Genomic DNA, 23,541 nt, shown 5'->3' on the forward strand with positions numbered 1-23,541 from the left:
GCGTTCGCAGCTGCGGTGGCAGCCTCAATTCGACGGCTGTGGTTGTGACCGGAGAGTCTAGGCGGACGGCATGCAGGTCTCGTACCGTTCAAGCATGGGGAGGGTGCCGGAGGGTGTCTTTGACGACGACGCGAGGGCCACGGGTGGTCTGGTGCCGTTGGCCACCCAGGCTTGGTTCGACCTCGCTTGTGAAGCGACAGGTGGACGCGACGCCAGTTGTCGCGCCGAGACATCTGACGCCCGTCCTGTGACGCTGCCGCTGGTGCGAATGCGGCGACGGGCACGAACCGTTGATTGGTCGCTGCCCCCCGGGTTCGGCGCATCGGGGCTTCTTGTCGACGGACCTGTCTCGTCGCGTGACCTCGATCCCCTCGTCGCCCGGCTCCGCGAGGGCCGCGCTGCCGAGGTCCACATCAGCACCACCCCGGCTGATGCGGCGGCATGGACCGGAGTCCCGGGCACGAGGCGGATTCCGAACCGCACCCACATCGTCGACTTGACCGGCGGGTGGGACGCGGTCTGGGCTGGCTTCAAGGGCGGCGCCCGCACCGGTGCCCGGAAGGCTCTCCAGGTCGGTGTGTCGGTGCATCGAGAAGACGACGCGGTCCACGGGACCGAGACATACCTCGCAGTCTGGGGTGACTGGGTACGCGGCAGGGCGGCAAGGCGTCGCATTCCGACCCCACTGCTGCAGCTCGCGGCCTTTCGACGCGACCCACCGCGTCACTGCCGGTTGGCCGCCCAACGGCTCGGCGATCTCTACGAGGTGTGGGTAGCCGATCAAGATGGTCGCGCGGTCGCCGCCACACTGGTGCTCGTGCATGGCCCGGAGGCCGTGATGTGGCGAACCGCCAGTACGCCCCAGGCGGGGCCAGCCCGAGCCAATGACCTGATGATGACGACGGTCATCGAGTCCCTCTGCGATCGAGGCGTGCAGCGCTATGTGCTGGGCAAGTCGAGCGGCAAGACGTCGCTGGAGCAATTCAAGGCGAAGTTCGGTGCCCGCGCCCACGAGGTCCCGGAGATTGTGATCCGAGCCTGAGCGCCTCGATTGCTTCCGGACGTCGACATGCACACAAGGGCTCACGTAGTCGTCCGAGCCCGACCGCCTAACGCGTCCTCGGCAGCTCGGCAGGTGCGCGCGGACAGCGGCATGAGCGTGGCATCGGGGAGGGGCCCGGGGCACGCCGTCGGGTCATGCAGCCTCAGAGCTGGGATCTCAGCACGTCCACCTCACAGCCTGGCGAGGACGGGTCGAACCCGTGCTCGAGCAGCCAGCGGACGGCCGTCAGGCTTCGCAACGACCACCACCCGCGGATCACGTCGAGGTCGACGTCGGCGCCGTAGCCGGCGACGACGTCGCCGAGATGTTCTGGATGTCCGAGCGTCAAGCTGGCGAGGTCGTACAGGGCGTCGCCCTGGCCCGCTTCGGACCAGTCGACCACGCCGGTGACCTCGTCAACGTCGACGAACACGTGGGCGATCTGCAGGTCGCCGTGCATGAACACCGGTGTCCACGGCCGGCGGCAGCCTCGGCGATCGAGCGGTTGCGCATGACGAGGTCTGTGGGAAGGACGCTGTTCGTGATGATCCACTCGCATTCGCTGTCGAGGCGCGATGCCTTCTCGTCGAGGCTCCGGCCGGGCGACGGCGGCAGCGGCGCGTCGTGCAGCCGCCTTACGGCGGATTGGCGCCATGGTCATCGCCTCGAGCTCTATGTCGGTGCGCGCCTGGTCGGTGTCGATCTTCAGGAACACGTCGCCAGCGCGTAGGGTCGCGCGCCCAGTGATGGCGACGATGACCTCGACCTCCTCCACGTCGGACCTACTCTCGTAGAGGGCTGGTACCAGCGATAGCCTCCGACTGTGGAGTTCGACGGCGGTCGCCGATCGTCTTAGATTGAGGTGTCAGGCTGGCACTGCGCAGGGCGGTGACGTGGTGAGTACGGCGCCCCTCTCAGCGGACGCATTGAACGGTGGGCTGCCCGCCGAAGTGAGCAGTTTCGTCGGGCGTGAGGAGGAGCTGAGGCGTGCGCGAGATCTGCTCGCATCGAACCGATTGCTCACGCTCGTCGGTCCTGGTGGGGTCGGCAAGACCAGGCTCGCGTTGCGGCTCGCGGGCACGGTGGGACGGCGGTTCGGTGACGGGGTGTGCTGGGTCGAGCTACGGGGTGTGCGCGACGAGCGCCTTGTTCCCTTGACCGTGGCCGGCGCCCTCGGCGTATCGCTGGTCGAGGCCGACTTCACAGCGGGCCTGGCTCGTTTCCTCGTCGACAAGCGCCTCCTGCTCGTGCTGGACAACTGCGAGCACGTGGCCGCCGGCTGCGCCCGGCTGCTCGACTCCCTGCTCCGGGCGGCGCCCGGCCTCAAGGCGCTGGCGAGCAGCCGACACGTGCTCCACGTGTCCGGCGAGCAGCTCCTGACGGTGCAGGCCTTTCCGGTTCCGGAGCAGGACTCCGAGGTGTCTCCTGAGAACGTCGCAACGTATGACTCGGTGGCCCTGTTCGTCGACCGTGTCCGGGCAGTGCAGCCCACGTTCCGGCTCACGCCGGAGAGCTGCGCGCCGATCGCGGGGCTGTGCCGGCGGCTGGAGGGCATGCCGCTGGCCCTGGAGCTGGCCGCCTCGTGGATGCGCGGCATGACCCTGGACCAGGTCGTGCAACGGCTTGGCACCCGACGGGTGTACGGCCCGTCGGATGAGGGGCCGGACGGGGTCGCGCGCACGCTGGAGTCCACCATCCGCGCCAGCTACGAGCTGTGCTCCCCAGCGGAGCAGATGCTGTGGTGTCGGCTGTCGGTCTTCGCCGGAGGGTTCGACCTGCGTGGCGCGGAGTCTGTGTGTGCAGGCCAGGGGATGCCTGTCGAAGAGGTGCTCCCGGCTCTTGCCGGACTGGTGGAGCACTCCGCGGTCCAGCGGGTGCAGGGATCGGAGGCCGAGGCCGGGTGGTACCACATGCTCGAGACGATCCGCTCGTTCGGTGAGGGCCGGCTCCGGAGCGCGGGGGAGCTGCGGCAGCTGCGGCTCAGGCATCGCGACCACTATGCCGGGCTCGCGGAGGAGGCCGCGCACGCGTTCTTCGGGCCGGGGCAGAACGAGTGGCTGCTGCGCATTCAGCGGGAGCTGGACAACCTCCGGACGGCAATCGCGTGGTGCTTCGGGGAGCCGGGCCAGGCGCAGGTCGGACTGCGGATGGCTACCGCGTTGGTCGAGTACTGGTTCGCGAGTTCGGTCCGTGAGGGCTACGGCCTGCTGCTGAAGGCCCTGGACCGGGTCCCAGAGCCCACACTCGTGCGCGCTGAGGGCCTGTGGGCCGCGGCCCATTGTGCGATGTACGTCAATGAGGTGGCACAGGGCAGACGGCTGCTGGAGGAGTGCCGCGACCTCGGCGGGCAGCTCGACGACGTGAGGCTACGGGCGAGGGTGCAACAGGTCGAAGGCGAGGCGTTGTTCTGCGAAGGGGACGCCCCGGGCTGCATCGCGGTGTGGGAGCAGAGTGCCGCTGCGTTCAGGGAGGCCGGCGACCCGTATGGAGAGTTCCATGTGCTGATGACCAGCTCCGCGGCGGCCTTCTTCTCCGACGACCCGCGTCTGGAGGGCTATGCGAGGAAGGCGGTGGCCCTGGCGGAGGAGCACGCAGCCGAGTCCTCCAAGGCTGGGGTGCTGTACGCGCTCGGGAACGCGCACTGGCGCGCCGGCCGTGCCGACGAGGCCATCCGGTGCTATCGGGAGAGCCTGCTTCGGTGGGAGCCCTGGATGTATGTCGCCGGCATGCCATTTGCGGTCGAGGCGATGGCATGGGTCGTCAGCGCGGTGAGACCCGACGACCTCGCCGCCCGGCTTCTCGGCGCGTCGGCCGCGGTGTGGCGGCGCAGCGGCATGAGGGTCGACGAGCTGCCGTTCTACTTCGAGCGGGACCGTCAGGCGAAGGAGGCGGTGAGCACCGCCATCGGTCAGGAGCGATACGAGGCCGCATTTGCCGAAGGAGCCTGCTGCTCCCTCGAAGAGGCGCTCGCGCTAGCCACGAGCATCGGCAAGCCGAAGGGCGGTCGGCCCGTCGCCTCGCAGCGCGAGCAGGAACCCGGCCCACTCACCAAGCGGGAGTCGCAGGTCGCCGAACTCGTGGCAGAAGGGCTGACGAACAAGGACATCGCCTCCCGACTGCTCATCTCCCAACGCACCGTGGAGTCCCACGTGGAGAACATCCTCGGGAAGCTCGGCGTCAGGTCACGCGCCCAGGTCGCCGGCTGGGTTGCCAGCCAACGGCTCACAGAGGCCGAGCCGACCACACCGACACACTCACGCCTCTCCGCCGACAACGGCCGCGGTCGAGCCGTGGAGTAGCACGACCCCGTGGCGGGTCAACGGCAGCGAATCTCGCACGTAGCCTTCCCGGGAACGTTCAGTCCGCGCTCTCATCTAGGGGGTGCCCTTACGCAAGGACCCCCGTGGGAGCGCGGTGATCGCGAGCGAGTCGAGTCCAACTCCGAAGTCGGCGTTGTAGTGGTAGCTGGAACCGGAGAAGTCGTAGATGAGTGCGCTGATGCTGGCAGAACCGGTGCCGACCACCTTCACAGTTACTGCGATCTGGACCTGGTCACCGGCCTTCCCGGTGGCTGTGCCCAGGTGCAGGCGTCGTTGTAGAACGCCGAGGTGGTCCCACCGAGGGCGTCACCGGTGACGGACTGGACCGGCGGGCGTGGAGGCGGTGTCATCCACCGCGTTCGGAGCCGTGTTCGGCGGGGCGGTGGTCACAACGACGGTGGCGGTATCGGTGCCGCCGTCCTCCCGGCCGGCCTCTTCTTCCGCTCGCGGTTGGCCGCCAACACGGCGTACGCCATCGCCTACCTGTGGGCGTTCGTGTTCCAGACGCTCTATCTGACCCTCGACTCGATCAACCGGAGCACCGATCCCGCCTTCAGGCCCGAGGAGTTCCCGATCGCCTACGGGGCCGTGACCTTGAGCATCTTCGGCGTCGGCTTCGGGCTGGTCGCGTTGGGTCACACGTACCGGGCCCGGCGGGAGCAACCAGCTGAGTGGCCAGGCATCCCTTCGGGCTAGTCTGCGCGCGTGGCTGACCGGGGACCCGTCGCCTGGCCAGACGGCCAACGACCACGAGGCTCCGGCCGTGCGCGGGGCGCACGGCCGGAGCGTCTGGGACGAGATCGTTAGCTGGGGTCTGGCTTCCCGTTGCTGCACTGGACGCTGAGGACGAAGTCGTCGCCGTGCTCGGTGACGCCGGCGATCACGGCGTTCTCAACCGCAGCCTCACCGTACTTGCGGCGAACCATGAGCGGGTCCATGCGCAGGTCCTTCACCAGTGCCACCGCGAGCCCGACCATGACGACGACGAACGGCAGAGCCGCCACGATCGTGATCGTCTGCAGGCCGCTGAGGGCGTCGGCGCCGCCGACGAGCAGCATCACCGCCGCGGACGCACCGGTCGCGACGCCCCAGAAGATCACGTTGAGCCGGCCGGGCTCCTGGGTGCCCTTCTGGGACAGAGTGCCCATCACGATCGACGCCGCATCCGCGCCGGACACGAAGAAGATCGCGACCAGCACCATCACCAGCACTGAGGTGACCGTTGCGAGCGGGAAGGAGTCCAGCGTGGTGAAGAGCTGGGACTCCAGCCCGCCGGCGCCGGCGATGTCAACACCGTTGAGCTGCAGGTCCATCGCGGCGCCGCCCATGACGCAGAACCAGACGACGCTGACCAGGCTGGGGACGACGAGCACGCCGGTGACGAACTGCCGGATGGTGCGACCCCGGGAGATGCGGGCGATGAACATGCCGACGAACGGCGTCCAGGACAGCCACCACGCCCAGTAGAAGACGGTCCAGCCCTCGAGCCAGGCCTGAGTGTCAGCGCCCTCGGCGCCGGTGCGGGCCGACATCTCGGGAAGCGTCTGGATGTAGCTGCCGATCGAGGTGGGGAGCAGGTCGAGCATGAAGACCGACGGGCCGACCACGAACAGGAACAGCGCGAGCGTGACAGCCAGCACCATGTTGATGTTCGAGAGCCACTGGATGCCCTTGGCGACACCGGACACGGCCGACACGACGAAGGCGGCCGTGAGGACCGCGATGATGCCGATCAGAACGGCGTTGCCCGTCGATCCGATCCCGGCGACGATCTCCAGGCCGGTCCGGATCTGGAGGGCGCCCAGGCCGAGCGAGGTCGCGGAGCCGAAGAGGGTCGCGAAGATGGCGAAGATGTCGATGACCTTGCCTAGGCCCCCGTGCACGCGGTTGCCGAGCAGGGGCTCGAACGCCGAGGAGATCAGCTGCAGGCGTCCCTTGCGGTAGACGCCGTACGCGATGGCGAGGCCGACGACGGCATAGAGCGCCCATGGGTGCAGCGTCCAGTGGAACAGTGTGGTCGCCATCGCGTTCTGGACCGCCGCGGGATTGCCGGCCTCACCAGTGCCCGGAGGAGGGGAGACCAGGTGGGAGACAGGCTCCGCGACGCCGTAGAACATGAGCCCGATGCCCATGCCCGCGCTGAACATCATCGCGATCCAGGAGACCGTGCGGAACTCCGGCTCCTCGTCGTCACGGCCGAGCGGGATCGTGCCGTATCGGCTGGCAGCCAGCCAGATGACGAAGACGACGAACGCGCTGGACGTGAGCACGAACAACCAACCGGCGTTGCCCATCACCCAGCCGAGTGCCTCGCCCGATGCGGAGCTCAGCGAGCTGGTGCTGATCATGCCCCATGCAAGAAACACCAGGGCGACGGCTGCACTGATGCCGAAGACGACCTTGTCGAGGCCGCGCTCGTCAGCCCCGTGGGTCGCGGGCTCGACGTCGAGCGCAGGGTGAGGGATGGGGTCGCCGGCGGGGGACTTCAGCGCGTCCTCGACGGTCTCCTGCATCGTTGTCCGGCCGTTGGTCGGCGTTGTCAGACCGGTTGGCGCTTGTTGTCGCGGGGTCTCGGGTGTCGCGGTCATGCCATGTGTCCCTTCGGGTGGGTCGAGTGCCCGGGCATGGCAACACCATAAACGTGTGTTGTGTCACACGCAACAGGGTGCTCAAGATGCAACAAAATCTTGACAAACGCGTGAACGGGCTCACAAGCGCGCAGCCGTTGACCCGGAGAGATCCCGTGCGCGGAGCTCTGGCTCGCCCCCAGGCTCCCGGCCGGTCGCCACTAGAGTCGGTGCGTGGACATCTCGGACCACGGCAGCAAGGCCGGCGCCAGAGCCGAGCGCGCGAGCCGGCAGGCCGGCGTGCTGTTCCTCATGTCCGGCCTGCTGGCCGTCGTCGGGATCCCGACCTCACCCGGCCCCTCGTGGGTGCTCTGGTCGATCGCGGCGGCCGACGTGGTGGTGGGAGTGCTGGCGTTCGTGCTGCCGTGGAAGCGCTGGGGCCCGGACAGCACGGCCGCCCTCGCTGTGCCCGGATGGGCGGTCCTGGGCCTGTCCACCTGGGCCTTCGGTGGGTTCGCCACCGGAACGGGTCCCTTCTTCGTGCTGCTGTTCGCATGGCTGGGCCTGCACCATCGACGGGGCGTGATCCTCGCCAACGCCCCGCTCGCGGCGACTGCGTACGCCGGTGCCCTGGTCGCGGCGGGGGCCTCGGCACAGCTGGTCAGCACCACGGTCGTGCTGATCCCCATCGCAGTCTCGGTGGGCCTGATCATCTGCGGCCGGGTGCAGCTGCTCGAGCGTGAGGAGCGCTGGCGTGCGGCGCTGATCGCCACTCTGGCCCACGACGTCCGGTCGCCGCTGACGACGATCCAGAGTGTGCTCGAGATCGTGGGCGACGAGGAGGATCTGCCCGACGGGCTCCGCCCCCTGCTGGCCGCGGCCACGCGTCAGACGTCGCGGATCGCGGGGCTGGCGAGCAGCCTGCTGGACGCAGACCGGGTGGCGAGCGGGAGACTGCGCCTGGACCTGGCCGAGTTCACGCTGGCCGACGCCGGCAACGATGTCCTCGAGCTGCTGGGCAAGGGCGACGTCAGGGTGGACGTGGATCCCGTGCTGCGGCTCTGTGCGGACCGCATGAGATTCGTGCAGATGCTGGTGAACCTCACGACCAATGCCCTGCGTCACGGGGAACCGCCCGTCGTCATCTCGGCCGCGACTGAGGGGAGTGACGTCCGCATCTCGGTGCGCGACCACGGCGCCGGGGTCCCGGTGGAGGACCAGCCCTTCCTCTTCGAACGGCTGCGGCTGAGCGATCGGCACCCCGACTCGGTCGGCCTCGGCCTGTGGATCGTCAGGATCCTCGCCGAGGCCCACGGCGGCGGCGTGAGCTACCGGACGGTCGACCCGGGTTCGGAGTTCACGATCCGGCTGCCGGCTGCTCCGACCGGCTAGGGGCGCTGCTAGAAGTCGTGGGTCACGCGCGGGGCGGGCATCGGCCGAGCCTCGACCTCCAGAAGGCACTCAACGGGCGGCGCGGCACGGAGCACCCGCACTGCCGAGATGTCCTCGATCCGGACGATCGAGTGCTCGTGGGTGTCGGACGCAAGGACCAGCCCGTGTCCGTCGACGGCGCGCACCAGGCCCTCGAGCCACTGCCCGGACACGAGCACGTGGACCACTGCCTCGTGGTCACGAGCGCGCCCCAGGGCGGTACCGATCGTGTAGAGCGTTGAGTCCCTCATGGTTCCCCCTCCGACCGACCTTCGCCCCCGATGACGTGGGTCTGTCCTGCACGGTACGACGGTGGCGCCGGAGTGATGACGAAACTGCTCGATGACTGACCTGTCGGCCAGCGCGGCATGGCCCGATCGGGTGGCGTCAGTCGGCGACGTCGACGTGCACGTGGTCGCGGTGCTCCAAGAGGCGCACGAGTCCGCGGCTGAACGGCCGGCGAGAGCCGGGCGACGGCTCGCCCCACCAGGGCTCCGGGCGGGGTGAATCTCGTGTGTGGGTCGCCGACGGCGACGGATACGATCGACCGACAGTCCTGCCACCCAGCTCACGAAGGAGCACCCGTGCCCGAGATCAAGGTCGTCCGCATCCACGCCGGTGAGCGTCAGGAGCGGACCGCCACGACGGGCACGAAGGCCTGGGAGCTCTTCGCCGACGACCCCGACGTCATCGCGGCCCGAGTCGGCGGCCAGCTCAAGGACCTCTCCTACGAGCTCGTCGACGGCGATGAGGTCGAGGGCGTGGAGATGAGCAGCCAGGACGGCCGCGACATCCTGCGCCACTCCACCGCGCACGTGATGGCCCAGGCGGTGCAGCAGCTGTTCCCCGAGGCCAAGCTGGGCATCGGCCCGCCGGTGGAGAACGGCTTCTACTACGACTTCGACGTCGAGACCCCCTTCGTGCCGGAGGACCTCGCCAGGCTCGAGACCGCGATGCGCAAGATCATCAAGGAGGGGCAGCGCTTCGAGCGCCGCGTCACCACCGACGCCGACGCCATCGACGAGCTCAAGGACGAGCCCTACAAGCTCGAGCTGATCGGCCTCAAGGGGTCAGGCAGCGCCGAGGGTGCGGCCCGGGAGATTGCAGAGGGCGCCTCCGTCGAGGTCGGTGCCGGCGAGCTCACGATCTACGACAACGTCCGCCGCAACGGCGACGTGGCGTGGAGCGACCTGTGCCGCGGCCCCCACCTGCCGACCACCAAGCGCATCCCGGCGTTCAAGCTGATGCGCACCGCCGCCGCGTACTGGCGTGGCGACGAGAAGAACAAGCAGCTCCAGCGCATCTACGGGACCGCCTGGGAGTCCAAGGAGGCGCTCGAGGAGCACCTCCACCGGATCGAGGAGGCCGAGCGCCGCGACCACCGCAAGCTCGGCCGCGACCTCGACCTGTTCAGCTTTCCCGACGAGATCGGCTCCGGCCTGGCGGTCTTCCACCCCAAGGGCGGCGTGCTGAAGCGGGTGATGGAGGACTACGTCCGCCAGCGCCACATCGAGGAGGGCTTCCAGTACGTCGGGACCCCCCACATCACCAAGGAAGGCCTCTTCCACACCAGCGGCCACCTGCCTTATTTCGCCGACACGATGTTCCCGCCCATGGAGATGGAGGGCGCGAACTACTACCTCAAGGCCATGAACTGCCCGATGCACAACCTGATCTTCAGGTCGCGCGGGCGGTCCTACCGCGAGCTGCCGCTGCGGCTCTTCGAGTTCGGCACCGTCTACCGCTTCGAGAAGTCGGGCGTGATCCACGGCTTGACCCGCGTGCGCGGCCTGACCCAGGACGACTCGCACTCCTACTGCACCCCGGAGCAGGCCCCGGCCGAGGTCAAGCACCTGCTCGGCTTCGTGCTCGGCCTGCTGCGCGACTTCGGGCTCGACGACTTCTACCTCGAGCTGTCGACGCGCGACGAGTCGAAGGACAAGTTCATGGGCTCGGACGAGCAGTGGGAGGTCGCCACCAAGGTCCTCGCCGACGCTGCGGCCGAGACCGGCCTCGAGCTCGTCCCGGATCCGGGCGGCGCGGCGTTCTACGGCCCCAAGATCTCGGTCCAGGCCCGCGACGCCATCGGCCGCACATGGCAGATGTCGACCATCCAGTACGACTTCAACCAGCCCGCCGGCTTCGACCTGCACTACCAGGCCAGCGACGGCACGCGGCAGCAGCCGGTGATGATCCACTCCGCGAAGTTCGGCTCGCTCGAGCGGTTCTACGGCGTGCTGGTGGAGCACTACGCCGGCGCCTTCCCGCCCTGGCTCGCCCCCGTCCAGGTGCAGGCGATCCCGGTCGCCGAGCGCCACGTGGACTACCTGTACGACGTGGCGCGGCGCATGCGGGCGCTCGGCCTGCGGGTCGAGGTGGACGACTCCGACGAGCGGATGCAGAAGAAGATCCGCAACGCGCAGCTGCAGAAGGTGCCGTTCATGATGATCGTCGGCGATCAGGACATGGAGGCGGGCGCCGTCTCGTTCCGCTACCGCGACGGCCGCCAGGACAACGGCGTCCCGCTCGACGAGGCGATCGAGCGGGTCACGAGCGCCGTGGCGAGCCGCGAGCAGGTCTGACCGCCGTCGTGGACCAGGACGGGATCGGGGAGCCGGGCACGCTCGAGCGGCTGTGGACGCCGCACCGGATGGCCTACATCCGCGGCGAGGGCAGGCCCGAGGACGACGAGTCCGACGAGTGCCCCTTCTGCCGCATCCCCCGGCTCGAGGACGGCGCCGGGCTCGTCGTGGCCAGGGGCGCGCTCTGCTACGCGGTGCTCAACCTGCACCCCTACAACCCGGGCCACCTGATGGTGGTGCCGTTCCGGCACGTCGCGGGGCTCGAGGAGCTCACCCGGGGCGAGGCGGTCGAGCTGATGACGATGACGCAGGAGGCGGTGGCCACCATCCGGCGCGTCAGCGACCCCGACGCCCTCAACATCGGGCTCAACCTCGGGCGGGCGGCGGGCGGCTCGCTGGCCGCCCACCTGCACCAGCACGTCGTGCCCCGGTGGACCGGTGACGCCAACTTCATCACCGTCACCGCCGACACCAAGGTGCTCCCGCAGCTGTTGCACGACACCCGCGACCTCCTCGCGGGTGCCTGGGAGTGAGGCTCAGCCCTTCTTCGGGTGGATCTTGTCGGTGAAGGTGTCCTCGTGGGACTTCGCGCGCTTGTCGGCGCGCTTCTCCTTGATCGACTTGGTGGACTTTTTCGTCATGCCCTGACGCGGCGACTTGTCGCTCATGGGGGATCCCGTCTGGGGAGCCGGGGTGGCTCCGCCCCGCCAGCCTACGCCTGCCCAAGAGGGTCATTGCCAACCGCGGCCCCGGGGAGGAACGTGGAAGTTCCGGCGGCGCCGCTGGGGCGCTGCCCCGACCAGCGGAGGCGGTCGTGTTCGCTCGCTCCACCACCATCATGGGCAACCCCGAGGCCATCGACCCGGGCATCGCCTACGTCCGCGACGAGGTCATGCCCTCGCTGCTCACCATCGAGGGCTGTGTCGGCCTCTCGATGCTCGTCGACCGCGACTCCGGTCAGTGCATCGTCACCACGTCCTGGCAGTCCGAGGAGGCGATGCGCTCCAGCGACCTGCACCTCCGGCCGATGCGCGAGCGCGCGGGCGAGCTGCTCGGCGGGCAGCCGCAGGTCGAGGAGTGGGAGATCGCCGTCATGCACCGGGACCACCGGTCCAGCGAGGGCTCCTGCTGCCGGGTCGTCTGGATGCGCGCCAACCAGACCGACATGCACCGCGGCATCGACATCTACCGGATGTCGCTCCTGCCGCGGATCGAGTCGATGCCCGGCTTCTGCAGTGCCAGCCTGATGGTCAACCGCGAGCTGCAGCGCGCCTGCGCCACCACCACCTTCGACACCCGGGAGGCGATGGAGGCCGCCCGCGACGAGGCCTGGGCGATCCGGGAGGAAGGCGTGCGCGACGCCGGCGTCGACGTGCTCGACGTGGCCGAGTACGAGCTGTGCCTGGCGCACCTGCGGGTGCCCGAGCTGGTCTGACCACACCCGAGCCTCCCGGCCGGCCCCGGTAGCGTTCGGCAGCGTGAGAGACGAGCAGCTGGCCGCCGACCTGGTCCGGGAGGCGGGCTCGCTCGCCGCCGCGATGCTCGCGGAGGGCCTCGACGTGGAGGCCAAGACCCACGTCTCCGACGTGGTCACCGCCGCCGACAAGGCCGCCGAGCGACTCATCGTCGAGCGGCTGCGCGCCGAGCGGCCCGACGACGCCATCGTCGGGGAGGAGGGCACCGACCATCCCGGCACCAGCGGCCGCCAGTGGGTGATCGACCCCGTTGACGGCACCTACAACTTCCACCGCGGGCTCGACTGGTGGTGCTCGGCGCTCGCGCTCGCCGACGAGGAGGACGTCGTGCTCGGCGCGGTCCACCACCCCCGCAGCGGCACGACGTACGTCGGGGGGCCGGGGCTGCCGTCGACGCGCAACGGCGCCCCGCTGGCCAAGATCGGTGACGTGCCGCTCGCGCGGGCCTGCGCCACGACATACCTCCACCCGCCGTTCTACGACGGCGAGGTCGGCGCCGCCTTCATGCGGGCGGTCTCCGGGGTCGCGACGCTCCGGATGATGGGCTCGGGGAGCATGGACTGCATGGCGATCGCCCAGGGCCGGTGCGACGTGCTCTTCCAGCACACCGTGCCCGACTGGGACCGCCTCCCCGGGGCGGCGATCATCCGCGGCGCCGGGGGAGTGTCGCGCGTCGTGCACGCCGCAGGGGTCGACTGGCATGTCGCGGGCGCGCCCACGGCGGTCGAGGAAGCCTGCGCCGCGCTCCTCAGCCGATAGCCTGCGCCCGTGCTGGACCGATTCAAGAGCTTCTGGCAGGGCGTCGTCCTCGCGCCGATCATCAACCTCTTCATCCGGCTCGGCATAAGCCCGGACGCGGTGACGCTGGTGGGCACGCTCGGTGTCTCCGCCGGCGCCCTCGCCTTCTTCCCGCGCGGGCTGCTCTGGGAGGGCGTGCTCGTCATCACGGCGTTCGTCTTCGGGGACCTGATCGACGGTGCGATGGCCCGCAAGATCGGCCGCAAGGACACCTTCGGCGCCTTCCTCGACTCCACCCTCGACCGGATCGGCGACGGGGCGATCTTCGGCGGGCTGGCGCTCTACTTCGCCTGGGTGGCCGAGGACCGGCTCTATCTCGCGCTCAGCCTCGTCTGCCTGGTGATGGGGTCGGTGACCTCCTACGCGCGGGCGCGCGGCGAGGGCCTGGGATACGTCGCGAAGACTGGCATCGCGGAGCGTGCGGACCGCCTCGTCGCGATCCTGGCGATGACGTTCTTCGGCGACCTGCTCGACCTGCCGATCCTCTACGAAGTCACCCTCTGGGCGCTCGCGATCGCCTCGACGATCACCGTCGCGCAGCGGGTGCTCCTGGTGCGCAGCCAGGCCCTCGCAGGCGGGCCGTCCGAGGCCTGATCCCGATGCGGGCGGCGGGGTGCGCTCGCCGTACGATTGAGCCATGGCTGAACCCACCCCCGCTGAGACCCCCACCACCGGCACCTCGCGCGTGAAGCGCGGCATGGCCGAGATGCTCAAGGGCGGCGTGATCATGGACGTCGTCACCCCCGAGCAGGCGAAGATCGCCGAGGACGCCGGCGCGGTCGCCGTGATGGCGCTCGAGCGCGTGCCCGCCGACATCCGGGCCCAAGGTGGCGTGAGCCGGATGAGCGACCCCGACATGATCGACGGCATCATCGAGGCCGTCTCGATCCCGGTGATGGCCAAGGCCCGCATCGGCCACTTCGCCGAGGCGCAGGTCCTGCAGTCGCTCGGTGTCGACTACATCGACGAGTCCGAGGTGCTGACCCCGGCCGACTACGCCAACCACATCGACAAGTGGCAGTTCACCGTGCCGTTCGTGTGCGGTGCGACCAACCTGGGTGAGGCGCTGCGCCGCATCACCGAGGGCGCCGCGATGATCCGCTCCAAGGGCGAGGCCGGCACCGGCGACGTCTCCAACGCGGTCACCCATATGCGCACCATCCGTGCCGAGCTCCGCCGCCTCCACGGCCTGCCTGAGGACGAGCTCTACGTCGCCGCCAAGGAGCTGCAGGCTCCCTACGAGCTGGTCAAGGAGGTCGCCGCGGCCGGCAAGCTGCCCGTGGTCCTCTTCACCGCCGGCGGCATCGCCACCCCGGCCGACGCCGCGATGATGATGCAGCTGGGCGCCGAGGGCGTCTTCGTCGGCTCGGGCATCTTCAAGTCCGGCAACCCGGCCCAGCGCGCCGAGGCGATCGTCAAGGCGACGACGTTCTACGACGACCCCGACGTGGTCGCCAAGGTCTCGCGCGGCCTCGGCGAGGCGATGGTGGGCATCAACGTCGACGAGATTCCCCAGCCGCATCGCCTGGCCGAGCGCGGCTGGTGATCCCGCCCGCACCGGGGCGCGTCGAGCGCGCGGAGCGCGAGCTCCGCGACTTCGCGCGCCTGCAGGTGCGAGCCGGACTGCTCTCGCCGGAGGCGCAGTACGCCGAGGTGTCGGCCGCCGTCGCGGCCGAGCTGCCGCACACCGACGCGTCGGTGCTCGCCCGCGCCTGGCTGGCGGCGGCCCGCAAGGAGCTCGACGCCGAGGCCGCCGGCTGGCCGGCGGTGACCGACCACGACCGGCTGGCGGCCGTGTTCGCCGAGTGCACGGAGCACGACGTTCCGGTGCTCCAGGGCGTCGAGGACCACTGGGTCGCCAAGCGGTTCCTCGACGCGGCCGACCCCAAGCCGCGCGGCGTCGTGTGGTTCACCCAGCCCGACGTCTGGCACGCGATCGACGAGGGCATGCTCGAGGTCAACCTCTGGCACGGCGACACGGCCAACGCCGCCCCGGGCGACCCGCTGCTGACCGCGGTGCTCTCGTGCTTCGAGCGCCACGGGCTGCGGGCCCACTTCGACGAGGGTCGGATCGAGGTCGCCGCGCACTGGCAGCGGCGCTGACCCCGGCCTGTTCGCCTCCCGGTCGCGTCGTCGTCGCCCTCCGGACCACCGGGTCGAGCAGGCTGCCCGGATGCCCCGCCTGCTCTGGATGGACCGCCTCCGTGGCGCCGCCATCCTCGCGGTCGTCCTCTTCCACGCAGAGCTGCAGGCGGTCGGAGCCACCGGTGACCAGCTGCCCGTGGTGCACGCGGTCAACGGGGTCGTCGGGCCCGTGCGGATGCCGATGCTGGTGCTGCTCTCCGGCATGCTGCTGGCTCCTGCGCTGCGGAAGCCGCGGAGCCGCTACGTCGACGGCAAGCTGCGCACCCTGCTCTGGCCCTACCTGGTCTGGTCGGCCCTCGACCTCGCCCAGCTGCAGTGGCGGCTCGTCCAGGCGGGGGAGTCCCTCGACTGGCCGTGGGTGGCGCGGGTCCTCTACGACCCGCCGACCTACCTGTGGTTCCTGGCCTTCCTCCTCGTCTACTACCTCGTCGCGATGGTCCTGCCCGCCCCTGCCCGCACCGCGGCTGCCCCGGTGGCCCTGGGCCTCGCGGTGCTCGTCCCGGAGGACTGGCAGCGCCTGGTGTGGCTCTTCGGCTGGTTCCTGACCGGCGACGTCCTCGGCCGCCTGGTGCTCGGGCGTCTGGCACCGCGCGTGTCCCGGGGCGTCGACCCCCTGGCGTACGTCGGGCGCAGCTCGATCGTCTTCTACGTCAGCCACCTGGTGGTGGCGATCTTCGTGACCGACCGGCTCACCGCGCGGGGCGTCGACGACGCGCTGCCGGTGTTCCTCGCCTGTGTCGTGGTGCCGCTCGCCGTGGGCTGGGCCCTCGTCGAGGCCAGGCGGCACCCGGCGGTGGCCGCGCTCTTCGAGTGGCCGTTCGGGGCTCGCCGGTCCGCCGCACTACGATCCTCCGGTGCCCACGACCGGACAGCCCAGGATCGGAGTCTTCGCCCTGCAGGGTGACGTCCGCGAGCATCTCGCGACGTTGCGCAGCCTCGGGTGCGAGGCGATCGGCGTACGCCGGCCGGAGGAGCTCGCGACCTGCGACGCGCTGGTGATCCCGGGCGGGGAGTCGACCACAATGGCCAAGCTCGCGCGGATCTTCGGCCTGATGGACCCGATCCGGGAGCGGATCGCCGGCGGGATGCCGGCCTTCGGCACCTGCGCCGGGATGATCATGCTCGCCGACCGCATCGTCGACGGCGCGGTCGGCCAGGAGACGCTCGGCGGCCTCGACATCACCGTCCGGCGCAACGCGTTCGGGCGCCAGGTCGACTCCTTCGAGGGCAACCTGCACATGACGGGCATCGAGGGACCGGTGCACGGCGTCTTCATCCGGGCCCCCTGGGTCGAGGAGGTCGGGCCCGGCGTCGAGGTGCTGGCTCGGGTCGAGGGCGGGGAGGCCGCGGGTAGGATCGTGGCCGTCCGCCAGGGCGCGCTGATGGCGACCTCCTTCCACCCCGAGGTCGGCGACGACGCCCGGGTCCACGGGCTGTTCGTGGACCTGGTCCGCGGCGCCTGACGGCACGCCGTACCACCAAGACAGAAGAGGGACTTATGTCTGGCCACTCCAAGTGGGCGACCACCAAGCACAAGAAGGCCGCGATCGACGCCAAGCGCGGCAAGATGTTCGCCAAGCTGATCAAGAACATCGAGGTCGCCGCGAAGACGGGCGGTGGTGACCCGGCGGGCAACCCCACGCTCTACGACGCCATCCAGAAGGCGAAGAAGTCGTCGGTCCCCAACGACAACATCGACCGCGCCGTCAAGCGCGGCTCGGGCGCCGAGGCCGGCGGGTCGGACTACACGACGATCATGTACGAGGTCTACGGCCCGCAGGGCGTGGCGTTCCTCGTCGAGTGCCTCACCGACAACAAGAACCGCGCCGCCATGGAGGTGCGCACGGCCGTCACCCGCAACGGCGGCACGATGGCCGACCCGGGCTCGGTGTCGCGGCTGTTCAACCGCAAGGGCGTCGTGATGGTGCCCAAGTCGCAGGAGGGTCGCGAGGTCACCGAGGACGACGTCCTCGAGGCCACGCTCGACGCGGGCGCGGAGGAGGTCAACGACCTCGACGAGTTCTTCCAGGTGCAGTCCGAGGCCACCGACGTGGTCGAGGTCCGCACCGCCCTCCAGGCTGCCGGCATCGACTACGACTCGGCCGAGGTCGAGTTCGTCGCGAGCCTGGAGATCCCCGTCGACGCCGAGGCCGCCGGCAAGGTCTTCCGTCTCGTCGACGCCCTCGAGGACCTCGACGACGTGCAGAACGTCTTCACCAACGTCGACGTCTCCGACGAGGTGCTCGCCGAGCTCGACGCCTGAGCGCTTCCGGCGCCCCACCCCCGGGTTCCCCGGCTCCGGGTCGCCGCCGCGCCCGGGCCCCGCGCCGTACCGCCCCCTGGCTCCCCGAACGTGCGCTGTAACGCCGGGTTAGCGCCTGTTCTACCCATGAAATTTCATGGGCCCTACAAGCTCTAACCCGGCGTTACAGCACGCCTTGCCGCGTTGTCCACAGGCGCGAAGAGACGGGAGTACGCCGCCGCGCGGGCGGGCAGCTATCTCGCATGTACCTACCGGTCCGCGCCCAGTTGGCGTCCCAGCACGGCTTGCTCACCTATGCCCAGGCCCACAGGGCCGGGTTGACGAACAGCGATCTGCGGCGCCTGCTGAAGGCGAAGAGACTCGTGCCGGTGCGCTGGGGTGTGTACGCCGATGCGGAAGCCTGGGACGCGCTGGACGAGTTCCGCGGCCGGCCGATGCTGCGCATCCGGGCCACGGCCCTCACCCTCAGGTCGAGCGCGTACGTGTTCAGCCACGACTCCGCAGCGATCCCCCAGGAGATGGGGGCGCCGGACCCTCGGACCGCCCATGTGCACGTGACCCGGCCGAAAGTGCATGGCGACGCGGTCCGGGCCGGCGTGAAGCACCATCGGGCGCCGTTCATCGAGGCTGAGGTCGTCGAGAAGGACGACCTGCGGATGCTCGGGATGGCGCGCACGGCGCTCGACATGGCCCGTGAGCACGGCCGGGCTGCGGGGCTGGCCGCGTGCGACGCGGCGCTCCGCGCGGGAGTCCCCCGGGCTGCTCTGGTGGAGTGCTTCGAGCGCATGGGCTGCTGGCCCGAGAGCCGAGTGATCAGGTGGTGCATCGAGAACGCCGACGATGGTGCCCAGACCTACCTCGAGTCGCAGACGCGCGAGTTCGTGCTCGAGCTCGGGATCGGCACTCCGCAGACCCAGTTCGGCCTGCACGCCGACGGTCGGACGGTGTGGTGCGACATCCGCGTCCATCGCCACATCTTCGAGCCGGACGGTCACCTCAAGTACCTCCCCGGCAACCCCTCCGGCCTGGACCCCGACGCGGTCCTCTGGGAGGAGAAGAAGCGGCAGGACTTCGTCTCCGGATTCAAGCTGGGCGTCTCACGCATCACCGCGTTCGACATGGGAGCGGGCCGCGAGGCTGCCATCCGGCGAGTGGGCCGGGAGTACGCCGACACGTGTCGGCGGTTCGGCACGGACATCTCCGACCTCGCGCTGTACATCGTGACCCGGCAGCGGCGTCCCTGGGCCAGCTGACGACCGATCCAGGGGGCTCCGGCGGCTCTCATCGCGAGCTGTAACGCCGGGTTAGCGCTTGTAGTACCCATGAAATTCCATGGGGTCTACAGCATCTAACCCGGCGTTACAGCCGGAGGTGGTGGCCGGCCCGGGGCTACTTCTTCTTGTAGACCACGACCACACCGGGTCGCGGGAAGGAGTCGGTGTGCGGCCAGGTGCTCGACGGCGCCTCGAACGTGGCGTCGTCGGTCTCGCCCGGGTGCTGCGGGGCGATGAAGACCGAATTCTGGTCCTCGGTGATGAACGGGCCGCAGGTCTCGGCGCCGACCGGCACGGTGAGGAACTGCTGGACCTTGCCGCGGTTGGGGCCCTCGACCGGCACCCGGAAGAGGCCGTCGTGGGAGCCGAGCACCGCTCCGTCCGTGGAGATCCACAGGTTGCCGACGGCGTCGAAGGCGAGGTTGTCGGGGCAGCTGATCGGGCTGACGAGCTGCTTGGGGTAGCCGGCGAAGTAGGTGACCGGGTCGGCGGGGTCGCCGCAGACCAGCATCAGGTCCCAGCTGAACGTCTCGGCCAGGTGGTCACCTCCGGTCGGGCTGATCTCGAGCACGTAGCCGTTGCGGTTGCCCGTCGCGGCGACGAGCGGGCCGCCGGGCTCGGACCGGACAAGGCTCGAGGTGACGGGGTTGGCCTCGTCGGCCGGCCACTTCCTGCCGCGGTCGGAGTTGTTGGTCAGCGCCGCGTAGACCTTCCCGTTGACCGGGTTGACCTCGACGTCCTCGGGGCGGTCCATCCGCGTGGGGCCGACCTTGTCGGCGGCCAGACGGGTGTCGATGAGCACGTCCGCGACGCTCATCCCCTCGACGTACGACGTGGTGTCGCTGGTCAGCGGGATCCAGGCGCCCGAGCCGTCGTGGACACCATCCCCGGCGCCGTCGCCCGTGAACTTCCCGACGAAGAGCGTGCCGGCGGTGAGGAGCTCGAGGTTCTTCTGGCGCGCCTGCTCTGTGCCGGAGGCGTCGAAGGTGCCCGCGGAGACGAACTTGTAGATGTAGTCGCCGCGCTCGTCGTCACCCATGTAGACCACGACCTGGCCGTTGTCGGCGAGGGTGCAGTTGGCGCCCTCGTGCTTGAACCGGCCGAGCATCGTGTGCTTGCGCGGGGTCGACCTCGGGTCGTAGGGGTCGATCTCGACGATCCACCCGAAGCGGAACGGCTCGTGCGGCTCCCGGGCCAGGTCGAAGCGCGAGGCGACGTCCTTCCAGCCCCTTGTGCCGGTGCCGGTGATGCCGTAGCGCTTGTAGGAGTCGAGGTAGCGGGTGTCCAGCGGGGCCGAGGTGTCGAAGTACTGGTTGAAGTTCTCCTCGCCCGACAGGACGGTGCCCCACGGGGTGAGGCCGCCGGCGCAGTTGTTGAGCGTGCCGTAGACGACCGTGCCGGTGCTGTCGGCCTTGGTCTTGAGCCGGTCGTGCCCGGCAGCCGGGCCGTCGAGCTCGAACTTCGTGCCGGTGTGGATGCGGCGGTTGAGCGTGGTGTCCCTCGGCTTGACGCGCTTCCACGAGCCGAGGGTCCTGCCACGCTTGATCTCCACCACGGACATGCCGTGCGAGGCCATCGCGACCTGCTTGATGGTGATGTCGTCGTATGCGCCAGTGGGGAACATCAGCGGCTCGTCGGTGTACTCGTGGTTGGTCACGAGCAGCGCCCGGTCCTCCTTGTCCGGGTGGGGGAGGACTCCGACGTAGTCGGCGTTGTAGCCGAACTGCTTCTCGGCCGCGCCAGGCGTCTGGTTGTTCACGTCGAACGTCGGCGCGTCCTTGACCACCGGGTCGCCCCAGGCGATCACCACGTTGGCCTTGAAGCCCTCGGGGACGATGACCTGGTCGTCGGTGTTGGGCGCGACGGGAGTGAACTCCCAGGTGCCGGCGCCGTGGGCCACCTTGGCCGCGACGGCGGCCTCGGCCAGCGAGCCGACCGTCACGGAGGAGGCGGCGGCCGGCGCCGCCACGCCGGCCAGGCTGAGCGCGCCGATCCCGGCGCCGGCCTTGAGCACGGAGCGACGGGCCAGCGCCTGGGCGGCGATGTCGCGGAACTCGGGGTTGCCCGAGGAGTTGGGGACCGGCTGGTCGCAGGCGTTGCCACAGCGGTACTGGCAGGTCTTGTGGCTGCGCGAGCCGTGGGGACCGGTGCTGACCAGCGGCAGCAGCCGGCGGGTGGGGGTGGTGGTCATGCGTCCTCCGTGTTGTCGAAGCGATGGCCGCACTCTGGCGGCGACAGGAGTTGGCACGGTGACGGCGTGGTGAATGGCGTACGAATGGCGTCCGAGGCGACGGCGGCAGGCGTGTCGTCCGGGGGACGCGGGGGTCATCCGGTTAGCGTGGGGCGAACACCTGTTCGGACGTACGACGAGAGGTCACGGCATGCGCGTGCTCGGGATCGACCCCGGCCTGACCCGGTGCGGGGTCGGCGTGGTCGAGGGCAGCGTCGGCCGCCCCCTCACCCTGATCGACGTCAACGTGCTGCGCACCAGCGCCGACCAGCCGGTGGCCCAGCGGCTCGTCACGATCGAGAAGGGCCTCGACGCCTGGCTCGACGAGTTCGAGCCCGACGCGGTCGCGGTCGAGCGGGTCTTCGCCCGTTCCGACTCGAGCACGATCATGGGCACGGCCCAGGCCAGCGGCATCGCCCTGGTGGTGGCTGCGCGTCGCGGGCTGCCCATCGCGCTGCACACGCCGAGCGAGGTGAAGGCCGCCGTCACCGGCAGCGGCCGCGCCGCCAAGCCGCAGGTGGGCGCGATGGTCGCGCGCATCCTGCGCCTCGACGCGCCACCGAGCCCGGCCGATGCCTCGGACGCCGTGGCCCTGGCCATCACCCACATCTGGCGCGGTGGCGCCCAGGCGCGCCTCGATGCCGCCGTCGCCGCCGCGTCCCGACCCGCGAGGACTACACCCATGAGGACTGGTCGATGATCGCCTTCGTGCGCGGCACGGTCGCCGCCGTCTCCCTGACCAGTGCCGTCGTCGAGGTCGGTGGGGTGGGGCTCGAGCTGCTCTGCACGCCCGACACCCTGGCCAGCCTGCGCGACGGCGCGGAGGTCAGGCTGCCCACGAGCCTCGTCGTACGGGAGGACTCCCTGACCCTGTTCGGCTTCGCCGACGAGGACGAGAAGACGTGCTTCGAGCTCGTCCAGACGGCGAGCGGAGTCGGCCCCAAGCTGGCGCAGGCGATGGTGGCGGTGCTCTCGCCCGACGCGCTGCGCGTCGCGATCGCGTCCGAGGACGTCAAGACGCTCACCCGGGTGCCCGGCATCGGCCAGAAGGGCGCCCAGCGGATCATCCTGGAGCTCAAGGACCGGATCGGCGCGCCCACCGGCTCCACGCCCTCGTCCTCGCCCGTCCCCGCCGCCGCGCCCTGGCGCGACCAGGTGCTCCAGGGACTCGTCGGCCTCGGCTGGTCGGCGAAGGAGGGCGAGAAGGCCGTCGAGGCCGTCGCCGACCAGGCCGGCCCGAGCCCCGACGTCGCGGCCCTGCTGCGCTCGGCCCTGCGCACGCTGAGCAGGGCGTGACGAGATGCCCCACGATGACCTCGAGACGCAGTACGCCGCGGCGGAGTCAGCGCACCTGGAGCGACTGACCTCGGCGGAGGCCGACGTCGAGGAGCGCGCCGTCGAGGCGGCGCTGCGCCCCCGCACCCTCGACGAGGTCGTCGGGCAGGTGCGAGTCCGCGACCAGCTCGGCCTGGTGCTCGAGGCTGCCCGCCGGCGGGGCAGGGCCCCCGACCACGTGCTGCTCTCCGGACCGCCCGGCCTGGGCAAGACGACGCTCGCCATGATCATCGCGGCCGAGATGTCGGTGCCACTGCGGCTCACGAGCGGCCCGGCGATCACCCACGCGGGTGACCTCGCGGCCATCCTCTCCGGCCTCAACGAGGGCGACGTCCTCTTCGTGGACGAGATCCACCGCATGTCCCGGCCCGCCGAGGAGATGCTCTACATGGCGATGGAGGACTTCCGGGTCGACGTCATCATCGGCAAGGGGCCGGGCGCCACGGCGATCCCGCTGGAGATCCCGCCCTTCACGCTGGTCGGTGCCACGACCCGGGCCGGCCTGCTGCCCGGGCCGCTGCGCGACCGGTTCGGCTTCACCGCCCACCTGGAGTTCTACGAGCCGCACGAGCTCGACCTGATCGTGCACCGGTCCGCCGGCCTGCTGGGCGTGCCGCTCACCGACGAGGGGTCGAGCGAGATCGCCTCCCGCTCGCGCGGCACGCCGCGCATCGCCAACCGGCTCCTGCGGCGGGTGCGCGACTACGCCCAGGTGCGGGCCGACGGCCTCGTCACCCTTCCTGTCGCCCAGTCCGCGCTGGACATGTTCGAGGTCGACGAGTCGGGGCTCGACCGCCTCGACCGGGCTGTGCTCGACGTGCTGTGCCGGCGCTTCGGCGGCGGGCCGGTGGGCGTGGCGACCCTCGCCGTGGCCGTGGGGGAGGAGCGCGAGACGGTCGAGGAGGTCGCGGAGCCCTTCCTGGTCCGCTGCGGCTTCCTGGCCCGCACCCCACGCGGCCGGGTCGCGACTCCCGCGGCCTGGCACCACCTCGGCCTGACGCCGCCCGCGGTGACCGGCGGGGACTCGACCCTGTTCGACGAGCCGTGAGGCGTGTCCGCGTACACTCCACCGGCGTCCC

Annotated in this window: 23 protein-coding genes; 18 read left to right on the top strand and 5 right to left on the bottom strand. The window is 70.3% G+C overall.

All coding sequences use genetic code 11. The annotated features are described in order from the left end of the window. The first annotated feature begins 70 nt into the window (after positions 1-70). A complete protein-coding gene (locus DDE18_RS10840; protein ID WP_116572275.1) occupies positions 71-1,042 on the top strand; it encodes a GNAT family N-acetyltransferase in 972 nt (323 codons plus the stop codon). A gap of 163 nt (positions 1,043-1,205) precedes the next feature. Here DDE18_RS10840 and DDE18_RS10845 read toward each other — a convergent pair whose 3' ends face one another. Continuing rightward, entirely contained in the window at positions 1,206-1,817 is a 612-nt protein-coding gene (locus DDE18_RS10845; protein WP_116572276.1) for a phosphotransferase family protein, read from the bottom strand. 241 nt (positions 1,818-2,058) lie between these two features. Here DDE18_RS10845 and DDE18_RS23635 point away from each other — a divergent pair, with 241 nt between their 5' ends. Then, positions 2,059-4,341 carry a LuxR C-terminal-related transcriptional regulator gene (locus DDE18_RS23635; RefSeq protein ID WP_245916598.1) on the top strand — a complete coding sequence of 761 codons (2,283 nt, stop codon included), beginning with the start codon at positions 2,059-2,061 and terminating at the stop codon, positions 4,339-4,341. 333 nt (positions 4,342-4,674) lie between these two features. Further along, entirely contained in the window at positions 4,675-5,058 is a 384-nt protein-coding gene (locus DDE18_RS10855) for a hypothetical protein (protein ID WP_116572278.1), read from the top strand. 107 nt (positions 5,059-5,165) lie between these two features. On the opposite strand, the gene DDE18_RS10860 is transcribed toward DDE18_RS10855, so the two are convergent. Further along, the gene (locus DDE18_RS10860) at positions 5,166-6,875 is read right to left on the bottom strand and encodes a BCCT family transporter (protein WP_116572279.1); all 1,710 of its coding nucleotides are present in this window, start codon (positions 6,873-6,875) and stop codon (positions 5,166-5,168) included. Between the two features lie 288 nt (positions 6,876-7,163). Here DDE18_RS10860 and DDE18_RS10865 point away from each other — a divergent pair, with 288 nt between their 5' ends. Further along, entirely contained in the window at positions 7,164-8,321 is a 1,158-nt protein-coding gene (locus DDE18_RS10865; RefSeq protein WP_116572280.1) for a sensor histidine kinase, read from the top strand. A gap of 8 nt (positions 8,322-8,329) precedes the next feature. On the opposite strand, the gene DDE18_RS10870 is transcribed toward DDE18_RS10865, so the two are convergent. Beyond that, positions 8,330-8,611 carry a hypothetical protein gene (locus DDE18_RS10870; protein ID WP_116572281.1) on the bottom strand — a complete coding sequence of 94 codons (282 nt, stop codon included), beginning with the start codon at positions 8,609-8,611 and terminating at the stop codon, positions 8,330-8,332. A 333-nt stretch (positions 8,612-8,944) separates the two neighbouring features. Between DDE18_RS10870 and thrS the strand changes: the two genes are divergently transcribed. After that, entirely contained in the window at positions 8,945-10,942 is a 1,998-nt protein-coding gene (gene thrS / locus DDE18_RS10875; RefSeq protein ID WP_116572282.1) for a threonine--tRNA ligase, read from the top strand. A gap of 8 nt (positions 10,943-10,950) precedes the next feature. Continuing rightward, positions 10,951-11,475, top strand: a complete 525-nt coding sequence (locus tag DDE18_RS10880) for an HIT family protein (RefSeq protein ID WP_245916599.1) — start codon at positions 10,951-10,953, stop codon at positions 11,473-11,475. A gap of 3 nt (positions 11,476-11,478) precedes the next feature. Here the strand turns inward: DDE18_RS10880 and DDE18_RS24000 are convergent, their stop codons facing one another. Beyond that, the gene (locus tag DDE18_RS24000) at positions 11,479-11,610 is read right to left on the bottom strand and encodes a hypothetical protein (protein ID WP_281258368.1); all 132 of its coding nucleotides are present in this window, start codon (positions 11,608-11,610) and stop codon (positions 11,479-11,481) included. 146 nt (positions 11,611-11,756) lie between these two features. On the opposite strand from DDE18_RS24000, the gene DDE18_RS10885 reads away from it, so the two are divergent. From DDE18_RS10885 to DDE18_RS10925, 9 genes are all read left to right on the top strand, one after another. Further along, positions 11,757-12,377: a hypothetical protein gene (locus DDE18_RS10885; RefSeq protein WP_116572283.1), complete on the top strand. Its 621-nt coding sequence runs from the start codon at positions 11,757-11,759 to the stop codon at positions 12,375-12,377. Positions 12,378-12,420: 43 nt separating this feature from the next. Beyond that, entirely contained in the window at positions 12,421-13,176 is a 756-nt protein-coding gene (locus tag DDE18_RS10890; protein WP_116572284.1) for an inositol monophosphatase family protein, read from the top strand. A gap of 9 nt (positions 13,177-13,185) precedes the next feature. Beyond that, positions 13,186-13,809 (top strand): phosphatidylinositol phosphate synthase, encoded by a 624-nt coding sequence (gene pgsA / locus DDE18_RS10895; RefSeq protein WP_116572285.1) that lies wholly within the window; start codon positions 13,186-13,188, stop codon positions 13,807-13,809. Between the two features lie 43 nt (positions 13,810-13,852). Further along, positions 13,853-14,761 (top strand): pyridoxal 5'-phosphate synthase lyase subunit PdxS, encoded by a 909-nt coding sequence (pdxS, locus tag DDE18_RS10900; protein WP_116572286.1) that lies wholly within the window; start codon positions 13,853-13,855, stop codon positions 14,759-14,761. After that, entirely contained in the window at positions 14,758-15,318 is a 561-nt protein-coding gene (locus tag DDE18_RS10905; protein ID WP_116572287.1) for a DUF6891 domain-containing protein, read from the top strand. The genes pdxS and DDE18_RS10905 overlap by 4 nt, the downstream gene beginning before the upstream one ends. A gap of 70 nt (positions 15,319-15,388) precedes the next feature. Beyond that, complete coding sequence (locus DDE18_RS10910) at positions 15,389-16,264, top strand: acyltransferase family protein (RefSeq protein ID WP_116572288.1); 876 nt, start codon at positions 15,389-15,391, stop codon at positions 16,262-16,264. Beyond that, positions 16,215-16,823, top strand: a complete 609-nt coding sequence (pdxT, locus tag DDE18_RS10915) for a pyridoxal 5'-phosphate synthase glutaminase subunit PdxT (protein ID WP_116572289.1) — start codon at positions 16,215-16,217, stop codon at positions 16,821-16,823. Before DDE18_RS10910 ends, pdxT begins: the two co-directional genes overlap by 50 nt. A 35-nt stretch (positions 16,824-16,858) precedes the next feature. Next, positions 16,859-17,623 carry a YebC/PmpR family DNA-binding transcriptional regulator gene (locus DDE18_RS10920; protein WP_116572290.1) on the top strand — a complete coding sequence of 255 codons (765 nt, stop codon included), beginning with the start codon at positions 16,859-16,861 and terminating at the stop codon, positions 17,621-17,623. Between the two features lie 242 nt (positions 17,624-17,865). Beyond that, positions 17,866-18,876: a type IV toxin-antitoxin system AbiEi family antitoxin domain-containing protein gene (locus DDE18_RS10925; RefSeq protein WP_116572291.1), complete on the top strand. Its 1,011-nt coding sequence runs from the start codon at positions 17,866-17,868 to the stop codon at positions 18,874-18,876. Between the two features lie 136 nt (positions 18,877-19,012). On the opposite strand, the gene DDE18_RS10930 is transcribed toward DDE18_RS10925, so the two are convergent. Continuing rightward, positions 19,013-21,088, bottom strand: coding sequence for a PhoX family protein (locus tag DDE18_RS10930; protein WP_116572292.1), 2,076 nt, complete (start codon positions 21,086-21,088; stop codon positions 19,013-19,015). A gap of 190 nt (positions 21,089-21,278) precedes the next feature. Here DDE18_RS10930 and ruvC point away from each other — a divergent pair, with 190 nt between their 5' ends. The 3 genes from ruvC to ruvB are packed head-to-tail and all read left to right on the top strand — an operon-like array spanning position 21,279 to position 23,510. After that, the gene (gene ruvC / locus DDE18_RS10935; RefSeq protein WP_116572293.1) at positions 21,279-21,827 is read left to right on the top strand and encodes a crossover junction endodeoxyribonuclease RuvC; all 549 of its coding nucleotides are present in this window, start codon (positions 21,279-21,281) and stop codon (positions 21,825-21,827) included. After that, positions 21,824-22,423 carry a Holliday junction branch migration protein RuvA gene (gene ruvA / locus DDE18_RS10940; protein WP_116572294.1) on the top strand — a complete coding sequence of 200 codons (600 nt, stop codon included), beginning with the start codon at positions 21,824-21,826 and terminating at the stop codon, positions 22,421-22,423. Before ruvC ends, ruvA begins: the two co-directional genes overlap by 4 nt. Positions 22,424-22,427: 4 nt before the next feature. Continuing rightward, on the top strand, positions 22,428-23,510 hold the full coding sequence (gene ruvB / locus DDE18_RS10945) for a Holliday junction branch migration DNA helicase RuvB (protein ID WP_116572295.1): 1,083 nt from the start codon (positions 22,428-22,430) through the stop codon (positions 23,508-23,510). Positions 23,511-23,541: the final 31 nt, after the last annotated feature.

It is taken from the genome of Nocardioides gansuensis, from assembly GCF_003076135.1.
Lineage (GTDB): Bacteria > Actinomycetota > Actinomycetes > Propionibacteriales > Nocardioidaceae > Nocardioides > Nocardioides gansuensis.

What these genes read in the sequence shown, in the direction of transcription:
- DDE18_RS10840 (WP_116572275.1), top strand. Translation starts at nt 71, where the DNA reads ATGCAGGTCTCGTACCGTTCAAGCATGGGGAGGGTGCCGGAGGGTGTC.
- DDE18_RS10860 (WP_116572279.1), bottom strand. Translation starts at nt 6,875, where the DNA reads ATGCAGGAGACCGTCGAGGACGCGCTGAAGTCCCCCGCCGGCGACCCC.
- DDE18_RS10870 (WP_116572281.1), bottom strand. Translation starts at nt 8,611, where the DNA reads ATGAGGGACTCAACGCTCTACACGATCGGTACCGCCCTGGGGCGCGCT.
- DDE18_RS24000 (WP_281258368.1), bottom strand. Translation starts at nt 11,610, where the DNA reads ATGAGCGACAAGTCGCCGCGTCAGGGCATGACGAAAAAGTCCACCAAG.
- pdxS (WP_116572286.1), top strand. Translation starts at nt 13,853, where the DNA reads ATGGCTGAACCCACCCCCGCTGAGACCCCCACCACCGGCACCTCGCGC.
- DDE18_RS10910 (WP_116572288.1), top strand. Translation starts at nt 15,389, where the DNA reads ATGCCCCGCCTGCTCTGGATGGACCGCCTCCGTGGCGCCGCCATCCTC.
- DDE18_RS10920 (WP_116572290.1), top strand. Translation starts at nt 16,859, where the DNA reads ATGTCTGGCCACTCCAAGTGGGCGACCACCAAGCACAAGAAGGCCGCG.
- DDE18_RS10925 (WP_116572291.1), top strand. Translation starts at nt 17,866, where the DNA reads ATGTACCTACCGGTCCGCGCCCAGTTGGCGTCCCAGCACGGCTTGCTC.
- DDE18_RS10930 (WP_116572292.1), bottom strand. Translation starts at nt 21,088, where the DNA reads ATGACCACCACCCCCACCCGCCGGCTGCTGCCGCTGGTCAGCACCGGT.
- ruvC (WP_116572293.1), top strand. Translation starts at nt 21,279, where the DNA reads ATGCGCGTGCTCGGGATCGACCCCGGCCTGACCCGGTGCGGGGTCGGC.
- ruvA (WP_116572294.1), top strand. Translation starts at nt 21,824, where the DNA reads ATGATCGCCTTCGTGCGCGGCACGGTCGCCGCCGTCTCCCTGACCAGT.
- ruvB (WP_116572295.1), top strand. Translation starts at nt 22,428, where the DNA reads ATGCCCCACGATGACCTCGAGACGCAGTACGCCGCGGCGGAGTCAGCG.